The organism is Brenneria nigrifluens DSM 30175 = ATCC 13028 (assembly GCF_005484965.1).
Classification (GTDB): domain Bacteria; phylum Pseudomonadota; class Gammaproteobacteria; order Enterobacterales; family Enterobacteriaceae; genus Brenneria; species Brenneria nigrifluens.
On the sequence record NZ_CP034036.1, the window covers coordinates 1,752,545 to 1,768,219 of the forward strand.

Sequence of the window (15,675 nt, forward strand, 5' to 3'; positions counted from 1 at the left end):
TTTTTTGTTTGATGTTTTTCTATGGTAGTCCCAATTATAGTCCCATAGAGAAAAGTCAGTTTGAAAAATGGCTATATCTCGCCGTTTTATACGCTGATTTTTAGCGCTGGCTGTGTTCTGAATTTAACTTTGCTTGACGACGCTCCAATGCCATCATTTTTCGGGTGTGTTGCCATAAAATTCCATCGAGCAATATAAACTCACGCCACTCGGCTGTACCCAAAGAAAGAGATTTGTGCATCAACTCGCCGACACATTCGGCAAGGAGTAGGTTTCTTACACGTAGCAATTGCAACGGCATGAATCGCCCATTATCTCCCGCCAAAGGAAAGAATGCCGGCGGCTGCGTTTTCCATGTTTTACTGCATTGGTGTTACCAACGGGAGCGCCTGCACCGGCACGTTTCCCACCCCAACTGGATGATCTTGATTGTTGGCTATGTTTTTTATCATTTTTCATGGCTGTGTGGCGGTTAGTTGGTGGATGTGTGTTCGTCAAAATTCAGAAAGGCAGTTGTTCACCATTTCGCGGGTAAACGCCTGTGCGTATGAAAGACGCGCATAATCTGGATCATATTATCTTTTACGCGGTAAGGGATGATGTAGGGATAGTGCGTTAACACCAGCTCACGCGTTCCCGGAACACGGCCAGGTCTCCCCATTGCTGGCTGTTGTGGTAGTAATTCCGTTAACCGTTGGACTTCATCTACGAACTGGCTGGCAGCCAGTGGATCGTCTTGCTCGATATAGAGGTACTCGGTTTCCAAATTGGCCGCAGCTTTACGCAGCCATTTAATTTCCATGTCTTGCCGTACCTAATTTTTTAAATAGGTTGTTCATCTCATCTGACGAGACAAAATCACCCGCATCGGCTTCTCTTATGGCTTGCTCGATCTCCGAAATCTGCCAGGCTTCCCGCGCAAGATAGTCTTCAATGGCCTGTCCAGCCAGAAAAGAGCGGGTACGTCCTGTGGCTTTAGCCAGTGCATCAAGCTGCGCGGTTGTTTCATCATTCAATCGAACGGACATGACACCCATATTACTGCCTCACTATATTGTTTATTTTGTATACATTGTAGTTAGTTGGACTTGATGAGGCAAGCTACCTCTAGATGGTATCTAGTCCTTTGCATGAGAATTTATTTGTTTTCTAGTAGGTTGTGACGTTCAGAAACGAGATAAGATTTATTCTGCGGTTATACAACATACGCAGACTAACTCCTTTGACGGTTTCCTGTTTACCGGTATCGGTTCCAGCGCGTTGATGAAGTGGTAGGCGGTGAGTTGGGTGTGATTGGCATGATTCCGATGAACGGGAACATGTATTTTTCCAGCGAACGCGAGATATCATTAATGGTATTCCCGGCCAACGGTTGGGATTTTTTCACCTCGTACCAGTCAGCGGCAACCTTCTGAAAACGAAGCAAACCGCTAGATAACAGGCAACAAAAAACCCGCAAACTCAGAGAGAATGCGGGTTTCTGTGGGGTTTCCGGTAGTAAAGGATACTAACGGAATATGTATTTGGTCGGCACGAGAGGATTTGAACCTCCGACCCCCGACACCCCATGACGGTGCGCTACCAGGCTGCGCTACGTGCCGATGCTGTGGGTGCTTATACTACCGTTTCCTGTTCCGATTGCAAGAGCCAGACAGAATGACTGCTTTAGTTTTAAGCAGTTAGTTGGCAATAAAGCGTCTTTCATTGGTTAGCACCTGTAAAAGCAGGGCAAGCTGGGGTTTTTCATCATTCAGCTTACGTCCTTCCCGATCGTAGGCGCGATAGCTGCCGTTACTTTCCAGCATAATGATTTGCTCCGGCGTGGTAATGGTTAAATCGCCGCTATTGCCATTCGCCAGCCAGTTATTACTGCGCTGAGCAGAAAACAGATCTTCTCCCTGGGAATAGTCGTCCGCGGCGTTTTTAACGTGCAGCAATCGTTGCATCAGGGTAGTCATGACGTCTTTGTTATCCGTCATTTTGCTAATCGTCTGTGCCGGCGTTCCCGGCCAGTGGACGATAAGCGGAATTTGCCATTGCGCGCGCTGGAAAATCTTTGCCCTATCTTGTTCGCCGAGATTTTTTTGCCTGGAGGTAATAATAACCACGGTTTTATCCAGCACATCCTTTTCCTGTAATGTACTAATAATCCGGTCGATCTGTTGATCGGTATTCTGACGGTTCGCGGTAGTGCGCCGGGATTGTTCCGTCGCGGAAAGCTTTCCGCTTTCCCCGTCCTGTGAGGCAGTGCCCAGCTCGATATAAGAGAACCATGGCGCGGTGTTGCTATCGCGGTTCAGCCATTGCCGCCATTGCTCGGTAATGGTTTCGTCGCTCTGTTTTTGCGGCGCTGGCAGAGAGAAGTCGGACAGCAGCGCCTGGCGGTAAAGCGGATTATCAAAGCCATTGGTGGAGAACAGACCAAACTGATAACCCTGCTGGCTTAACGCGGTCATCAGCGCGGAAGGCTTACGGGCGCTCAGAATACCGTCCATGTACGTCGTCGAGATCCCGTAGAACAGGTTAAATAGCCCGGCATTCGGCTGGGTACCCGAGTCGTAATGATCGCTAAAGCGGATATTCTGCTCGGCAAAGCGCGTCAGGCCCGGCATGCCGTGCTGAATGGCGTCGGTTTCGGCATCGTCTATCACAATCATCAGCAGGTTATATCCGCTGCCGTTATCACGGAAGACGATATCGTTCAGCGGGTATTCCACCGTCATCGCTTCAGGGTTGCCTTGCTGCGCCACACGGCGCTGATATTCCTGCGCGTCAAGCAGGCCGTGTTTTTCCAGAAAACGGCGCGCCGTCATGGGGTAGGACAGAGGCAGGTTGGCGCGCTGCATGGTAATCGGACGATAGAAATTGGCGTCCGCCCAGATGTACATCAGGTGCGACGCGATAAACGCCGAGATAAAAACGCCCGCAAGGGGTTTGCCGAAGCTGCGGCGATTCAGGCTGCGCAGCTTTTGCCAGCACCAGGTGCCGAACAGCATTTCCACCATGAAAATAAGCGGGATACCGATAAACATCAGTTGCCAGTCGCGAGCAAGCTCGCTTTGATCCGGGTTGACCACCAACTCCCAGACGGTGGTGTTGAGATGAAGGTGAAAGCGCGTGAAAACTTCAATATCAACCAACAGCAGCGTCAGCCCCGCCGTCGCCAGCGCAGCGGAAAGAAAGCGTAGCAGACGCTGCGACATGACGATAAACGTCAGCGGGAAAACAATCAGCAGATAGGCGGCAAACCCGATAAAGCTGAAATGCCCGAGCCAGCTTACCAACGCATAAATGCGGCCAAACAGCGAGGAAGGCCAATCGACAACAAACAGGTAGCGGCTACCCAGCCCCAAACTGAGCAAAATATTAAACAATGCGAACCAGTGTCCCCAACTTATCATCTGGGAAACTTTTTCACGGTAGCGCTGACGGTTGGTTACCATAAGTTGGTCAAAACTTAGTGAGCTTTATCTGCTTTTTTAATCGAAGCCTGTAATGCTTCGGCGAAAGAAGCGGCCAGAACCTGACGTTGAGCCGGGGCAACGCTGGTATTAATCAGGTTGGTCACCATATTACCCAGCACCATTAAAGCAAGATCGGTTGGCGCATGGTGCTTTTCCAGAACATTGACCAGCTCGGAGAGCAGTTGTTCAACGTGTTCGTCACTGTAACGGGATGATTGTGGCATAAAATGGCGTTTCTCCGACTGTTAGAGTCGGATATCTTACCGTATAGGCTCATCCTTTTCCGCACTTTTATCATTTTTAGGGTATACGCCTCATGCGTATATGCAACAGGTTAAGCGAGGCTTTTCGGTTGCAGCCACCTCGCTTCGGTGTTTGAATACGCTCCTTGCCAAAAGGAGAGTTTATCATGAGTCTGGATATCGGCCAGATTGCCCTGCATCAGCTAATCAAACGCGACGAGCAAACGCTGGAAATGGTGTTGCGCGATTCATTGTTGTCGACTAATGCGACAGTTGAAGAGATGATGGCTGAATTGCATCGTGTCTATAGCGCCAAGAATAAATCATACGGCTTGTTTAATGAGCAAAGTGAACTGGCGGACGCACTCCGGGCCTGCCGTAAAGGGGATGAGGACTTTCTGAGCTTTACGCGGGCGGCTACCGGGCGCCTGCGCGATGAACTGGCCAAATATCCCTTTGCCGAGGGCGGCATTGTGCTGTTTTGCCAGTATCGTTATCTGGCCGTTGAATATTTGCTGATCGCCGTTCTCAATAGCTGCAACAGCATGCGGGTCAATGAGCAGCTTGATATCAGCAGTACGCATTATCTGGATATCAATCATGCGGATATTGTCGCGCGTATCGATTTGACCGAATGGGAAACCAACCCGGAGTCAACGCGTTACCTGACCTTTTTAAAAGGGCGGGTAGGGCGGAAAGTCTCTGACTTTTTCATGGATTTTCTGGCGGCGGCGGAAGGGCTGGACACTAAAGCGCAAAACCGCGGCCTGCTGAAAGCGGTGGATGAGTACTGCGCCGATGCCCAGTTGGATAAAAATGAGCGTCAGAACTACCGTCAGCAGGTGTACAGCTATTGCAACGAGCAGTTGCAGTCGGGTGAGGAAATTCAGTTGCAGGCGCTATCGCAGGAGTTGGCGCCGCTGGGTGAAAAAACGTTCCAGCAATTCTCAACCGAGCAGGGATATGAACTGGAAGAGAGTTTCCCCGCCGATCGCAGTACGCTGCGGCAACTGACGAAATTTTCCGGCAGCGGCGGCGGCATCAGTTTGAATTTCGATGCATTGTTGCTGGGCGAGCGTATTTTCTGGGATCCGGCAACGGATACGTTGACCATCAAAGGCACGCCGCCGAATCTGCGCGACCAGTTGCAGCGTCGTTTAACCGGCGGCAATCAGTAATCTTGCGGGTCGCCACTGGATAAAAAGCTGGCGGCGGCTGGATTGACTCGCGCCCTCCGTGGTGCTCGCCCGGCGGGCCGCCGTTGGCGGTCCCAAACGGCAGTCCTGCCGTTTTGTCGAACCCTGGCGAGGCTTCTCGTCAGTCCCATCAACGGATAAAAGAAAACGCCCTTACTTGTGGTGGCGGGATTGACTCGCGCCTTCCATGGCACTCGCCCTGCGGGCCGCCGTTGGCGGTCCCAAACGGCAGTCCTGCCGTTTTGTCGAACCCTGCGAGGCTTCTCGTCAGTCCCGTCAACGGATAAAAGAAAACGCCCCTGACTTGCGTCAGGGGCGTTTTCTTTTATATGGCGGTGAGGGAGGGATTCGAACCCTCGATACGTTTTCACGTATACACACTTTCCAGGCGTGCTCCTTCAGCCTCTCGGACACCTCACCGGGGGTTGCCGTTCAGGTGGCAACGGGGCGCTACTATAGGCAGTCGCCCTATTTCGGTCAAGCAGTATTTGCTGGTTTTAGCTCATCTGGTCAAGCATTGAACGCTGGTGGAGGAAGTCGGCCCGGCATAAGGGATATTTATGCATTTAGTTGCGTAAAACATAAACCATGGCCGAAAAAAACCACAGCGCAAATCAGCTGTGGTCTTGTACCGTTGACTTTGGGGACTGCTAAGCCAGCAGCCCCTTAATGTAACCGCTTAGCGCTTCGTCTTTGCTGTTGGCGAAGAAGTATTCCTGGAATTTTGGACCGCTGATGGCGCCTTTAAGCAGATCCTGATCGATCCCCCGCAGAATGGTGATCAGATCTTTGTAGGCAACGGCCTTGACCGCATCCAGAATCTTCTTGTTGCGCTGTTCCGGAATAACGCGGTCGCGCGGATAACCCTGACCGCCTTCACATTCGAACAGTTTTTCGAAGATATATTGCAGGTTCAGCTCCGCGCCCCAGCCAAAACCTTTGGCGAAGGGCAGGGAGATGGCGTTACCGTCGTTGATCTGAGCAAACATATAGCCATCGGAAGGATCAACCACCAGACCGCAGATCACGCCAGGAAAAGAGTTACAGGCCAGCATTGCGCCAGCGCCGGTGCCGCAGCCGGTTACCACGTAATCAGCGGCGCCGGAGTTGAGTAGAATCGCGGCCAGAATACCGTTCTGCACATAGGTCAGCGGTGCGGCATCTTCGGCAGAATATTGACCGTAGTTGAAAACAGTGTGCCCCAGCGGCTCGACAACCTTGGTCAAGGTAGCGGCAATCAGTTCATTCTTGGCAGCCTGGCTGTTCTCATTAATCAGAGCAATTTTCATGTTCGTTCCTTTTTTGTGACAGACAACTACATTTTTTTAAAACCACATTTCAATTTATTGGATTCAGTATACCGTTTCAAAAATAAAGCGCAAACCATCGCAGCAAAGAATGCGGGCGGTGATAAAAGGGTCCTATACTTTTCATTGATATACATAACCTGACAAAAAAACGTCTGCCAGGTTTTACTATGGCATTGCGGTGTGAATGTCTGTAACGCGATTTCCTTGAGGTGGAAAAATGAATAATTGGATACAACAGATTCAGGGGCTATTAAGCTCCGGCTGCTCGAAGCAGGGTAATCATCATCAGAGCGGCAGGAATGGTAATCTGGGCGATATGCTGAAACCTGCCGCACTAGGGGGACTGGCCGGTGTGTTGCTATCGAATAAATCGGCCCGGAAAATAATGGGATCCCTGGGTAAGAACGCATTGATTATCGGGGGCAGCGCCGCGGCCGGCGTTGTGCTATGGGATCAGTATAAAAAGCGGGTTCGGGATACGCATCAGGACGATCCGCAATTTGGCGTGCAGTCATCACCGGACAATATACGTGCGCGGCGTTTGATTCAGGCCTTGGTGTTTGCGGCCAAGAGCGACGGTCATATCGATGACGCGGAAAAACAGCGGATTGATGAAAATATCCGCCAATTACAATTGGGCAGCGAAGCTCAGCGGTGGGTGCAGGAGGCAATAGCGCAGCCGCTCGATCCGGAGTTGTTAGCCAGAGATGTCAAGAATGAGGAAGAAGCGCTGGAAGTCTATTTTCTGAGCTGTGCGGTGATCGATGTCGACCATTTTATGGAGAAAAGCTATCTGGACGCCTTGGCCGCGTCGCTTAAGATCCCTCAGGATGTCCGTCAGTCGATCGCCAATGAAATGAATAATCAGCAACAGGCGGGCCAGTAATAATAGGTCGGAACGCGGCCTCGGTTATCGCGGGCGAACGGCCAGATGGCTTTTCGCCCGCGCATACGATCAGAAGGCGCTTGTATCTTTGAACAAGCCGACCTTCAGTTCATTTGCCGTATAGATTAAGTGGTCGTCTACCAATACTTCACCATCGGCGATGCCCATAACCAGGCGGCGGTTGATGACGCGTTTGAAATGAATACGGTAGGTGACTTTTTTAGCGCTGGGCAAAACCTGCCCGGTGAATTTTACTTCACCCACGCCTAAGGCGCGTCCTTTTCCTTCGCCGCCCAGCCAACCCAGATAGAAGCCGACCAACTGCCACATGGCATCCAGACCAAGGCAGCCAGGCATTACGGGATCGCCGATAAAATGGCAACCAAAGAACCACTGCTCAGGGTTGATATCCAGTTCCGCTTCCACATAGCCTTTGCCGTGATTACCGCCGTCTTCGGTCATTTTTACCACCCGGTCCATCATCAGCATATTGGGCGCCGGCAGCTGTGGTCCTTGCGGGCCAAACAGTTCACCGCGGCTGGAGGCAAGAAGGTCTTCTTTTGTATAGGATTCGCGTTTATCTACCATGTTCTCTGTAAGCCTTGTTTTAGTGAAGCACGCAGGTTAGCGTACAGATGTACGCCGAGCAAGCCCGTTACGTCTGGTTAAACCAGTTTGCTTAACGGAAAAACCACGGGAAACGCCGTCGTTCCTGCGGGTTGAGTTGTCCGATTCTTTCACGGATGGCGGCCAGCAAATTGGGCTGGCGAGTATCGTCATAAGCCAGATTTGTCAGTAATGATATCGCCTCCGGCGCGTTTTCCACCGGGAAAAGATGGAATTGACCTTCACGAACGGCGGCTACGACGTCTTCTTGCAGACATAAGTGACGCAGATTGGCCGCAGGTAGTATTACACCCTGTTGACCGGTTAAACCGCGACGCTGGCAAACTTCAAAGAAGCCTTCAATTTTTTCATTCACCCCGCCGATAGGTTGAACATGACCGAATTGATCAACCGAACCGGTTACGGCAATCTGCTGATTAATCGGCTGCAAGGCGAGAGCGCTGATCAGCGCGCTCAGTTCCGCCAGCGAAGCGCTATCGCCGTCAACTTCGCCATAGGATTGTTCAAAAACAATGGAGGCGGAGAAAGGAAGCTGTTGGTCAAGTTCTAACTCGGATATCAGGAACGCCTGCATAATCATCATGCCTTTGGCATGCAGATTTCCGCCAAGTTCAGCTTTGCGCTCAACATCGGTGAATTCGCCGTCACCGGGATGGACCACACAACTGATGCGGGTCGGTTCGCCAAACGTCAGCGGATAACCAGGATATTCCAGTACGGAAAGCCCGTTGACCTGCCCGATAACATACCCATCCGTTTCAATCAGGATTTGGCCCAGTTCAATTTCATCCTGCATACGTTCTCGCAGATAACCTTCGCGCCAGCGGCGGGCCGTTACCGCGTCGATAAGTGTCTGAGCATTGATTTCCTGACTTTGCGTATATAGCGCGGCGTGCTTAAGCTGGTGGGTCAGCCATAGCGGGCATAATGGCAGGCAGCCCTGATCGCCGCTGTAACGCACGGCCAGCTTAAAGAATTCAGGCCATGCATCGGCAGTCAGCAAAGGCAGATTATTTTCCATACACAGTGAGTTGATATAAGCGCACCAACGCGCCATATCGTCGCTTTCAATCAGCTGTAGCTGTGTTTCAAATTCACCGTATACGGACACCCCGCCTAATTCCGGCTCCATGTCATGGATATCACCTAAGCTTTCCCGATCGCCGAGAATGATTAAGCGAATATCCATCGGCATTGGCGGAATATCGACAGGCAGCGGTTTGCGCTCATCCGGGGAAAGCCAGCGATATACCCCTTCGACAATAATTTGTTTCAGGCGTAACCACATTAACGGCTGTGCCAGTAATGCCCTGGCGGAAAGGATCAGCGTGCCGCCGTTTGCCTGATGGATCAACCCTGGATGGAGGGTGACCTCATCGCGAAAATAACGCACACATCCAAATAATTGCTCTGCTTCAACCCATTCCTGACTGCAACAGGTGCTCTGTGAGGCAAAATTGTCGCTAGCCTGGGTTGCCGGCCGTATCTGAATATCACCGCCTTCTATGATGTATTTACTACCGTACAACGAGTCGGATTCAGGTCGGATGGCTTTCACGGCACGTTCAATCAGCGCTATGTATTCGTTATTCTCCTGTGCCTTCAGCAGCATAAAGCGCGCAGGCGCGCGCGGGTGGCAAAAAAGCATCAAACTGTCGGCCAAACGCGGTTGGATAGCGGAAAATTCAGCAGAAGTAAGCTGTGCGGCCTGATTGAATAACGTTTGATAAGGCGTATGGTTGGGCAGTAAATGCTGCCATGCGAGTTGGTTACTGGTCAAAGTGTCAAATGTAATCGTCTGAAGGAAAAGCGTGATTATACAAGAATAATGCGGGCTGCACATGTGGAGCGTCATATGATAAAAAATGATCGGACTCAATTAGCCTTATTTGGGTAAAAAACAGCCTTAAAAATAGCGGCAAGGGTAGTGAAAGCCGGAAAAAAACTGCTATGCTAAGGTCAACGTTACACGGTCACTGAAGACATAAATATGAAATATCAACAATTAGAAAATCTTGAGTGCGGTTGGAAGTGGAAATATCTGGTGAAGAAGTACCGGGAAGGTGAGCAGATTACCCGTTTCCTGGAGCTTAGCGCTGCTGAGGAGTCGGTGAGTTTACTGCTGAAACTGGAAAATCAGCCGGTTAAGGTATTGGAATGGATCGAACAGTGTATGAATCCAGCACTGGAAAACCGCATGAAGCAAACTATTCGTGCGCGGCGTAAACGTCATTTTGATGCGGAGCATCAGCATACCCGTAAGAAATCGATCGATTTGGAGTATCTTGTCTGGCAACGTCTGGCGGGACTGGCGCAAAGGCGGGGAAGCACGCTATCGGACACCATTGTGCAACTGATTGAGGACGCCGAGCATAAAGAGAAATACGCCAGCCAGATGTCGCTGTTGAAACAGGATCTCAAGGCGATTCTGAATAAAGAAAAAAGCGACTAGTTAAATACGGTTATTTGTTTATAAATAAAAAAACCTCGCCGAAGCGAGGTTTTTTTTCAGCGATAACAATTAAGCCTGAGGCTGAGTTACCACGTCTTTGATGCCTTTAACTTCGATTTCTACACGGCGATCCGGTGCCAGGCAGTCGATCAGCGCAGCGCGTGGTGTCACGTTGTCGCAGGTAGAACCGGTAACCGGGTTTGCTTCACCGTGGCCGCGAGCGGAGATTTTGTCTGCCGGGATACCTTTGGAAACCAGGTAATCGACAACGCTTTGTGCGCGTTTTTCAGACAGCGCCTGGTTGTACTGGTCGGAACCAATACGGTCGGTGAAGCCCAGAACGACAACAGAGCCGTCTTTCGGATCCAGAGAACTCAACTGAGAGTACAGTTGATCCAGTGATTGCTGGCCTTCCGCTTTCAGCGTGGATTTGTTGAAGTTGAACAGTACGTCAGACTTCAGGGTGAAACGCTTGGTTTCAACCACCGGCGCCGGAGCCGGTGCCGGAGCCGGAGCTACGTAGTTGTCATCTTGACCGAAGCGGTAAGAAACACCAACGCTCAACAGGCCATTGTCAGGACGACCGCCAACGGTAGCTGCGTCGCCGATGTTGTTAACCCATTGGTATTCCAGACGAGTTGCCCAGTTTTTGTCGATGGCATATTCCAAACCAGCGGCAGCCAGCGGAGATACGCCGGTGTCGTTGTTGCTGTGACCGAGGTCATCACTGCTATCGACACGCCAAATAAAACCACCCAGACGGGTATAAACGTCCAGATCGGTGGCGACCGGATAGCTCAGTTTAGCTGACAGTTGAACGCCTTGCGCTCTATAGTCGCCGTGGTAAGTGCCGGTATATTTCATACGGCCCAGCCAGTCATAACCCAGTTCAAAGCCTAAATATTGATTGGCTTGGTAACCGAGGAACGCACCAGCACCCAGTTGACTTTCATCCGGGTTGTTGCTTACTCGATAACCATTGCCATACAGAGAGGTATCGTGGTACTGGGACCAGCCCAGTTTACCACCGGTATACCAGGTATTATCTTTAGGTGCGGCTTGAGCTACGGTAGCGAAGCCCGCCAGTGCCACTGCAATTGCGATAGCTGTTTTTTTCATTTTACGCCTCATTATCATCCAAATCGGCAATTAACGCGGGTGGTTAATAGACCTTTGGTTAAAATCCTTTAACAGGAGACCTTGCTCTTATTTATTACTCACTGCCAAGTAGATTGGCATTATAAAAGAGCAACTCCAGCGTGTTAAAGTCTACAACGTGATGAGAAACTTACAAGTATGATGTGATGAGCATCATAGAAAAATTAACGCTTCATACACATTTACTAACAAATAGTAGATGATTTTGACAGATATGACCGGTTTTATTTTTGAATGGAAATATCAGAACCCCCCGGAATGCCAGCGTTGCCGGGTAATATTCTAATTTTACGCCAAACCGGATGAGAATATTCTTAATTTACTTAATGATACAATGTTGAGTGAATTTTCAGGCTGGGAAGCAGTCTATAGGGGCCAAAATTCGTGTTTTCCGGACGCATGATAAAGCCATAAGAGTTTCCTGACAGGGCTGCCTGGCGCAATCTTACCTTCTCTTTTTCCGTCAGATCGTCGGGTAGCCAGCACAGCACCGCACTATAATTTCCCGTCAGCAAAGCTTTTTCCATGGCATCAACCGTCAATAGGGGGTTGATATGATTTAGCTGAACGATTTTATCCAGCGGCAGCCCAGACTGCTGTAACCAGGGGCGGCTAAGCTTCTGTTGGGGAGACAGCCAAAGCAGCCAGCGTGATTGTGCACCCAACTGTTGCAAGAGCGGCAGCAGTATATAGGTGACTATGGGTTGATCGGCGTTGTAAACAATTTCGCTGATCATTCCACCGCCAGACAAAGAAGACGCCGTAGCTGATTGGTTAGCGGAAAATGGCGACGACTGATCGTTGTAAGAATTGAGTGACTGAGTACGCATAATGAGATCCACCCATAGTGTTGCTGTATGCATATACAGTATCTTTTGTGTGGGTGAAAATCAACCTGATTTTTTCAAAGCGCTTCGCATATTCAGCATGCAACGCTCAACAGACCCATTTTATGTTTGAAGCTGCCTTTGCCCTGTGATTAATTACATGTTCCTGTAATTGATAGTCCAATCTGACAGGGACAGATTATTTCAATACTAAGGATTACGGTAATGAAACAGTTAAGCGAAAAAAGGATTTTACAGTCTAAATGTCATTTTGCGTCTTTGGGGGAGATCACCTCGCGCTCCCAATTTGGCGGTTACAGCATCGCAGCAAATAAAATTATTTTTGGGGTGGTGTCGGGGGGCGAGCTCTATCTACGCGCCAGCAAGAACGATGAGAAGCATTTTCGCGATCGCAATATGCCCCATCTGGTTTATACCAAGCGCGGAATGCCATTTCCATTGAATTATTATCTTGTCGATGAGTCCCTATGGGAAAACCATGCGCAGTTGTTGCACTTTGCCGGTATGTCCCTGGCGGGCGCGCAATATGATAAAGCGGCCCAGAACCGATGCGGGCGCTTGAAGGATTTACCCAATCTCAATCACGATCTTGAACGTCTGCTATGGAAGGCGGGCATAAAGAACATCGATGAGCTACAGCAATATGGCGCTAAAACCAGCTATCTGAAATTGCGGGAAGTCAGAGCCAATCTGAGCGTCAATATATTGCTGGCGCTTGCCGGTGCGATATGTGGTACGCATCAGGCGGCATTGCCGAAAGGCATCCGCAAAGAGCTGCTGGAATGGTACGAGCGTCATGCGTCATCCTCGCCTAAAGGGCACGATCGTTGAGGCACAGCGCTTATTCGTTGACTTTTTTTACTGCTTAATCATCTCATTTTTCAATTGAGTAAGTTTGGGTAAGAGTTCAATGAGTAGGCCAATCTGCTGAATAACCAATAGCGCTTTGCTGTCTGGTTCCGGCGACAGGGATTGGATGCGGTCGGTTATAGCATTCAATTCCTGGTTTATACGCGGGTTTTCCATCTCCTGATGATGCAACGCATCGTCAACGTAACCAACGGTATCATCAAGTAATTTAAGAATTTCCGCCGACGAAATTTTTTCTCGATGCGCGCCTAACGTGGAGATATAACTTAGCAAGGTGTGATTAAGGCACATTAAGCGAAAAGCACTGTCCATTTTTTGTTTGATGAGATGCGGTTCCGACGACATGTTGGAAACCACGGACGCTAATTCCGCATCGCAGTTGTGAGCATCCCGGCGGGCAATGCGGTATGCCAGACTATTATCTTTACCCTGGCGGTATTGCGCCATAACCGCGGCAAGATATCGGCAATTGGCATCCAGCGTTTTATTGATAACGGCAGGTAGCCCGCGAAAGCGCCAGTCCGGCCAGATAAAGCTTACCGCCGCCCAGGCGATGGCGCACCCGAGCAGGGTATCGATAACGCGCGGCGCCGCAACCTCAAAACCTTCACCCAGCAGATTGAAACACAGCAGTACCAATAGCGTAATAAACATGGTGGCATGGGCATACTGTACGTGGCGAAAAGCAAAAAACAGCACGCCGCTAATTACGATGAGCGTCAGCTGCCCTTCAAGGGAGGGAACGAAGTATAAAATAGGCAGGCCGAGCAAAATGCCGGTCAGCGTACCGATGATTCTCAGGGCCAGCCGCCGTCGCGTTGCATTATAGTTGGGCTGACAAACAAACAGGCTCGTCAGCAGGATCCAATACCCATGCTGCATGCCGGTAATCTGAATAAAGGCATAGCCGCTGCAAAGCAACACCGACATGCGTACCGCATGGCGAAACAGCGCCGATTGCGGCGTCAGATGGCGACCGAACCTCAGACGAATATCGCTCCAACCGGTAATCTTGTCATCCGCCAGCGTATTTTCCGGATTGTTTTCCTGTTCGATGGTTTGTTCCGATTCAATGGTCGCCAACTGCGCGTCGATGGCCCGCAAATTATTCAGTAGGTACTGTAACGCTTTGATTTGCGAAGCATCGGAACCCTGGCTTGCCGCAATACGCGCCAGCGCTGATTCAAGATAGACGAATGCACGTTCAATACGGCTATCATGCTGATATTTATTATGAAATAAAATTGACTGCGCCAGTTGCTGGCAGGCGCGGGCCTGCATTGAGAGCAAGCGCTGAAAACGAAACAGTACGTCGCTGTAGCGGAATTTTTCCCGCAGGTGCGGGTAATTGACATGTGAGGAGCTGGCTCGTTCATGAATGTCCTGCGCGACGAAGTAGTAGTGCAGCGTGCGACGGGTGCTTCGCTGGCCGCGATCGCCCCGCAGGCGCGTCAGCAATGACGCTTTGGTCTGGTTCAGGGTCGCCACCACCTGGCTGTTGATCATGGTGACTTCAATCAGCGGTTCGTCCGACTCTTCTTCAGCATCGGGATCGAACAGATTGGCTTTGGCGTCGAGATAGCGCGCAAGCTGCTGATAACACTGCGCCAGGTTCTCCTGTAGCGGGCGGATCGGGAAGATCAGGTGTCCGAACAAGGTGAGCAGGTTGTACCATAATGCGCCTATCAGCAGCATGACGGGCTGTTGATACCAGGTGTCGTAAAGCGAAATTCCCAGCATGGTATATACCGCGATCAGCAGAGCGCCGAAGGCGATGGTGGCATAACGTTGTCCCAAGGCGCCGAGCAGGATAAAACCCCAGGTGGAGAGCGCAAGGCCGATGCCGAATAACCAGGGATAGGGGAATAGCAGCTCTATCGAAACAGAGGCGATAAAGAAGCAGAGCAGGGTAATAAACAGGTTGCGCAGGCGCCCGGTCAGGCTATCGTCGAGATCGGCCAGCGCGGCGGCAACCACGCCCAGCGTTAGCGGGATTGTCGCCGTCGGCTGATCGATCCACCAGGGAACGGCCGACGCGCCGGCAAGCGAGATAAATATACGGATGTTATACAGCCAGCCGCTGTTATAGATATAGCGGCGGATCCCGGGCGTGAATGCGAGCAACGATATATCCTCAGGCTCAGTTAACGATAGTGGCGACGGGCGTTTTCTTCTCTGGCGGCCTGGGCCATCTCAACCGATACCACGCGGCGACCGACCGGCCACAGCGCGATGGCGGCGATTTTAAAGTTGGCGATGCCAACCGGAATGCCGATGATGGTGATACATTGCGCAATGCCCGTAACGATATGCGACAGGCATAGCCACCAGCCAAAGAAAATAAACCAGAAGATGTTTAGCACGGCGCCGCCGGTATTTAAAATAACATTCTTGCCATCCGGGCGTAGTTCGTCAACGTGAACGGCCTCGTTGCCATAGGGCAGCAACGACAGCTTGGTGATCTCCCAGCATGAGCGCGTCAGCGGCAGCGTGAAGATCAGCAGGACGCTGACCGCCGTAGCGAGAAGCCAGGATAAGGTGGTGAAAAAACCTCCCAGCACGAAATTAAGGATATTCAATACGGTGCGCATAGGTACTCCTGTATTCCCGGAACGACCAAAC

Annotated in this window: 16 protein-coding genes, 2 tRNA genes and 1 pseudogene; 4 read left to right on the top strand and 15 right to left on the bottom strand. The window is 50.7% G+C overall.

What is annotated here, in order from left to right; genetic code table 11:
- Positions 1 to 100: 100 nt before the first annotated feature.
- From EH206_RS23365 to EH206_RS08080, 7 genes and pseudogenes are all read right to left on the bottom strand, one after another.
- Positions 101 to 301 (bottom strand): hypothetical protein, encoded by a 201-nt coding sequence (locus EH206_RS23365; RefSeq protein WP_232216576.1) that lies wholly within the window; start codon positions 299 to 301, stop codon positions 101 to 103.
- Between the two features lie 216 nt (positions 302 to 517).
- Positions 518 to 802, bottom strand: a complete 285-nt coding sequence (locus tag EH206_RS08055; protein WP_009112287.1) for a type II toxin-antitoxin system RelE/ParE family toxin — start codon at positions 800 to 802, stop codon at positions 518 to 520.
- Positions 792 to 1,037, bottom strand: coding sequence for a type II toxin-antitoxin system RelB family antitoxin (relB, locus tag EH206_RS08060; protein WP_009112288.1), 246 nt, complete (start codon positions 1,035 to 1,037; stop codon positions 792 to 794). Before relB ends, EH206_RS08055 begins: the two co-directional genes overlap by 11 nt.
- 192 nt (positions 1,038 to 1,229) lie before the next feature.
- A pseudogene (locus EH206_RS23370) lies at positions 1,230 to 1,417 on the bottom strand (phage integrase central domain-containing protein); the annotation flags it as partial.
- Positions 1,418 to 1,524: 107 nt separating this feature from the next.
- Positions 1,525 to 1,601: transfer RNA gene (locus EH206_RS08070), tRNA-Pro, on the bottom strand.
- Positions 1,602 to 1,679: 78 nt separating this feature from the next.
- Positions 1,680 to 3,443: an LPS biosynthesis-modulating metalloenzyme YejM gene (yejM, locus tag EH206_RS08075; protein ID WP_009112289.1), complete on the bottom strand. Its 1,764-nt coding sequence runs from the start codon at positions 3,441 to 3,443 to the stop codon at positions 1,680 to 1,682.
- A gap of 14 nt (positions 3,444 to 3,457) precedes the next feature.
- On the bottom strand, positions 3,458 to 3,688 hold the full coding sequence (locus EH206_RS08080; protein WP_009112290.1) for a YejL family protein: 231 nt from the start codon (positions 3,686 to 3,688) through the stop codon (positions 3,458 to 3,460).
- Positions 3,689 to 3,873: 185 nt separating this feature from the next.
- On the opposite strand from EH206_RS08080, the gene yejK reads away from it, so the two are divergent.
- Positions 3,874 to 4,884 (top strand): nucleoid-associated protein YejK, encoded by a 1,011-nt coding sequence (gene yejK / locus EH206_RS08085; protein ID WP_009112291.1) that lies wholly within the window; start codon positions 3,874 to 3,876, stop codon positions 4,882 to 4,884.
- A gap of 348 nt (positions 4,885 to 5,232) precedes the next feature.
- Here the strand turns inward: yejK and EH206_RS08090 are convergent.
- A tRNA-Ser gene (locus EH206_RS08090) sits at positions 5,233 to 5,322 on the bottom strand.
- 230 nt (positions 5,323 to 5,552) lie between these two features.
- Positions 5,553 to 6,191, bottom strand: coding sequence for an RpiB/LacA/LacB family sugar-phosphate isomerase (locus EH206_RS08095; protein WP_009112292.1), 639 nt, complete (start codon positions 6,189 to 6,191; stop codon positions 5,553 to 5,555).
- Positions 6,192 to 6,429: 238 nt separating this feature from the next.
- Between EH206_RS08095 and EH206_RS08100 the strand changes: the two genes are divergently transcribed.
- Positions 6,430 to 7,098, top strand: coding sequence for a tellurite resistance TerB family protein (locus EH206_RS08100; protein ID WP_009112293.1), 669 nt, complete (start codon positions 6,430 to 6,432; stop codon positions 7,096 to 7,098).
- Positions 7,099 to 7,167: 69 nt separating this feature from the next.
- Here EH206_RS08100 and fabA read toward each other — a convergent pair whose 3' ends face one another.
- The gene (gene fabA / locus EH206_RS08105; protein ID WP_009112294.1) at positions 7,168 to 7,686 is read right to left on the bottom strand and encodes a bifunctional 3-hydroxydecanoyl-ACP dehydratase/trans-2-decenoyl-ACP isomerase; all 519 of its coding nucleotides are present in this window, start codon (positions 7,684 to 7,686) and stop codon (positions 7,168 to 7,170) included.
- 91 nt (positions 7,687 to 7,777) lie between these two features.
- Positions 7,778 to 9,505 carry an AAA family ATPase gene (locus EH206_RS08110; protein ID WP_040343758.1) on the bottom strand — a complete coding sequence of 576 codons (1,728 nt, stop codon included), beginning with the start codon at positions 9,503 to 9,505 and terminating at the stop codon, positions 7,778 to 7,780.
- Positions 9,506 to 9,715: 210 nt separating this feature from the next.
- Between EH206_RS08110 and matP the strand changes: the two genes are divergently transcribed.
- Positions 9,716 to 10,177: a macrodomain Ter protein MatP gene (matP, locus tag EH206_RS08115; protein ID WP_009112296.1), complete on the top strand. Its 462-nt coding sequence runs from the start codon at positions 9,716 to 9,718 to the stop codon at positions 10,175 to 10,177.
- 69 nt (positions 10,178 to 10,246) lie between these two features.
- On the opposite strand, the gene ompA is transcribed toward matP, so the two are convergent.
- A complete protein-coding gene (ompA, locus tag EH206_RS08120; protein WP_009112297.1) occupies positions 10,247 to 11,296 on the bottom strand; it encodes a porin OmpA in 1,050 nt (349 codons plus the stop codon).
- A 362-nt stretch (positions 11,297 to 11,658) separates the two neighbouring features.
- Positions 11,659 to 12,165, bottom strand: coding sequence for an SOS-induced cell division inhibitor SulA (gene sulA / locus EH206_RS08125; protein ID WP_009112298.1), 507 nt, complete (start codon positions 12,163 to 12,165; stop codon positions 11,659 to 11,661).
- A 222-nt stretch (positions 12,166 to 12,387) separates the two neighbouring features.
- Here sulA and EH206_RS08130 point away from each other — a divergent pair, with 222 nt between their 5' ends.
- On the top strand, positions 12,388 to 13,014 hold the full coding sequence (locus EH206_RS08130) for a TfoX/Sxy family DNA transformation protein (protein WP_009112299.1): 627 nt from the start codon (positions 12,388 to 12,390) through the stop codon (positions 13,012 to 13,014).
- Between the two features lie 27 nt (positions 13,015 to 13,041).
- Here the strand turns inward: EH206_RS08130 and yccS are convergent, their stop codons facing one another.
- Complete coding sequence (yccS, locus tag EH206_RS08135; RefSeq protein WP_009112300.1) at positions 13,042 to 15,177, bottom strand: YccS family putative transporter; 2,136 nt, start codon at positions 15,175 to 15,177, stop codon at positions 13,042 to 13,044.
- A gap of 20 nt (positions 15,178 to 15,197) precedes the next feature.
- Positions 15,198 to 15,644, bottom strand: coding sequence for a YccF domain-containing protein (locus tag EH206_RS08140; protein ID WP_009112301.1), 447 nt, complete (start codon positions 15,642 to 15,644; stop codon positions 15,198 to 15,200).
- Between the last annotated feature and the right edge of the window lie 31 nt (positions 15,645 to 15,675).

Coding starts and splice junctions, on each gene's coding strand:
- EH206_RS08140 (WP_009112301.1), bottom strand. CDS start 15,644: ATGCGCACCGTATTGAATATCCTTAATTTCGTGCTGGGAGGTTTTTTC.
- EH206_RS08055 (WP_009112287.1), bottom strand. CDS start 802: ATGGAAATTAAATGGCTGCGTAAAGCTGCGGCCAATTTGGAAACCGAG.
- EH206_RS08095 (WP_009112292.1), bottom strand. CDS start 6,191: ATGAAAATTGCTCTGATTAATGAGAACAGCCAGGCTGCCAAGAATGAA.
- relB (WP_009112288.1), bottom strand. CDS start 1,037: ATGGGTGTCATGTCCGTTCGATTGAATGATGAAACAACCGCGCAGCTT.
- yejK (WP_009112291.1), top strand. CDS start 3,874: ATGAGTCTGGATATCGGCCAGATTGCCCTGCATCAGCTAATCAAACGC.
- fabA (WP_009112294.1), bottom strand. CDS start 7,686: ATGGTAGATAAACGCGAATCCTATACAAAAGAAGACCTTCTTGCCTCC.
- EH206_RS08080 (WP_009112290.1), bottom strand. CDS start 3,688: ATGCCACAATCATCCCGTTACAGTGACGAACACGTTGAACAACTGCTC.
- ompA (WP_009112297.1), bottom strand. CDS start 11,296: ATGAAAAAAACAGCTATCGCAATTGCAGTGGCACTGGCGGGCTTCGCT.
- EH206_RS08100 (WP_009112293.1), top strand. CDS start 6,430: ATGAATAATTGGATACAACAGATTCAGGGGCTATTAAGCTCCGGCTGC.
- EH206_RS23365 (WP_232216576.1), bottom strand. CDS start 301: ATGCCGTTGCAATTGCTACGTGTAAGAAACCTACTCCTTGCCGAATGT.
- matP (WP_009112296.1), top strand. CDS start 9,716: ATGAAATATCAACAATTAGAAAATCTTGAGTGCGGTTGGAAGTGGAAA.
- yejM (WP_009112289.1), bottom strand. CDS start 3,443: ATGGTAACCAACCGTCAGCGCTACCGTGAAAAAGTTTCCCAGATGATA.
- sulA (WP_009112298.1), bottom strand. CDS start 12,165: ATGCGTACTCAGTCACTCAATTCTTACAACGATCAGTCGTCGCCATTT.
- EH206_RS08130 (WP_009112299.1), top strand. CDS start 12,388: ATGAAACAGTTAAGCGAAAAAAGGATTTTACAGTCTAAATGTCATTTT.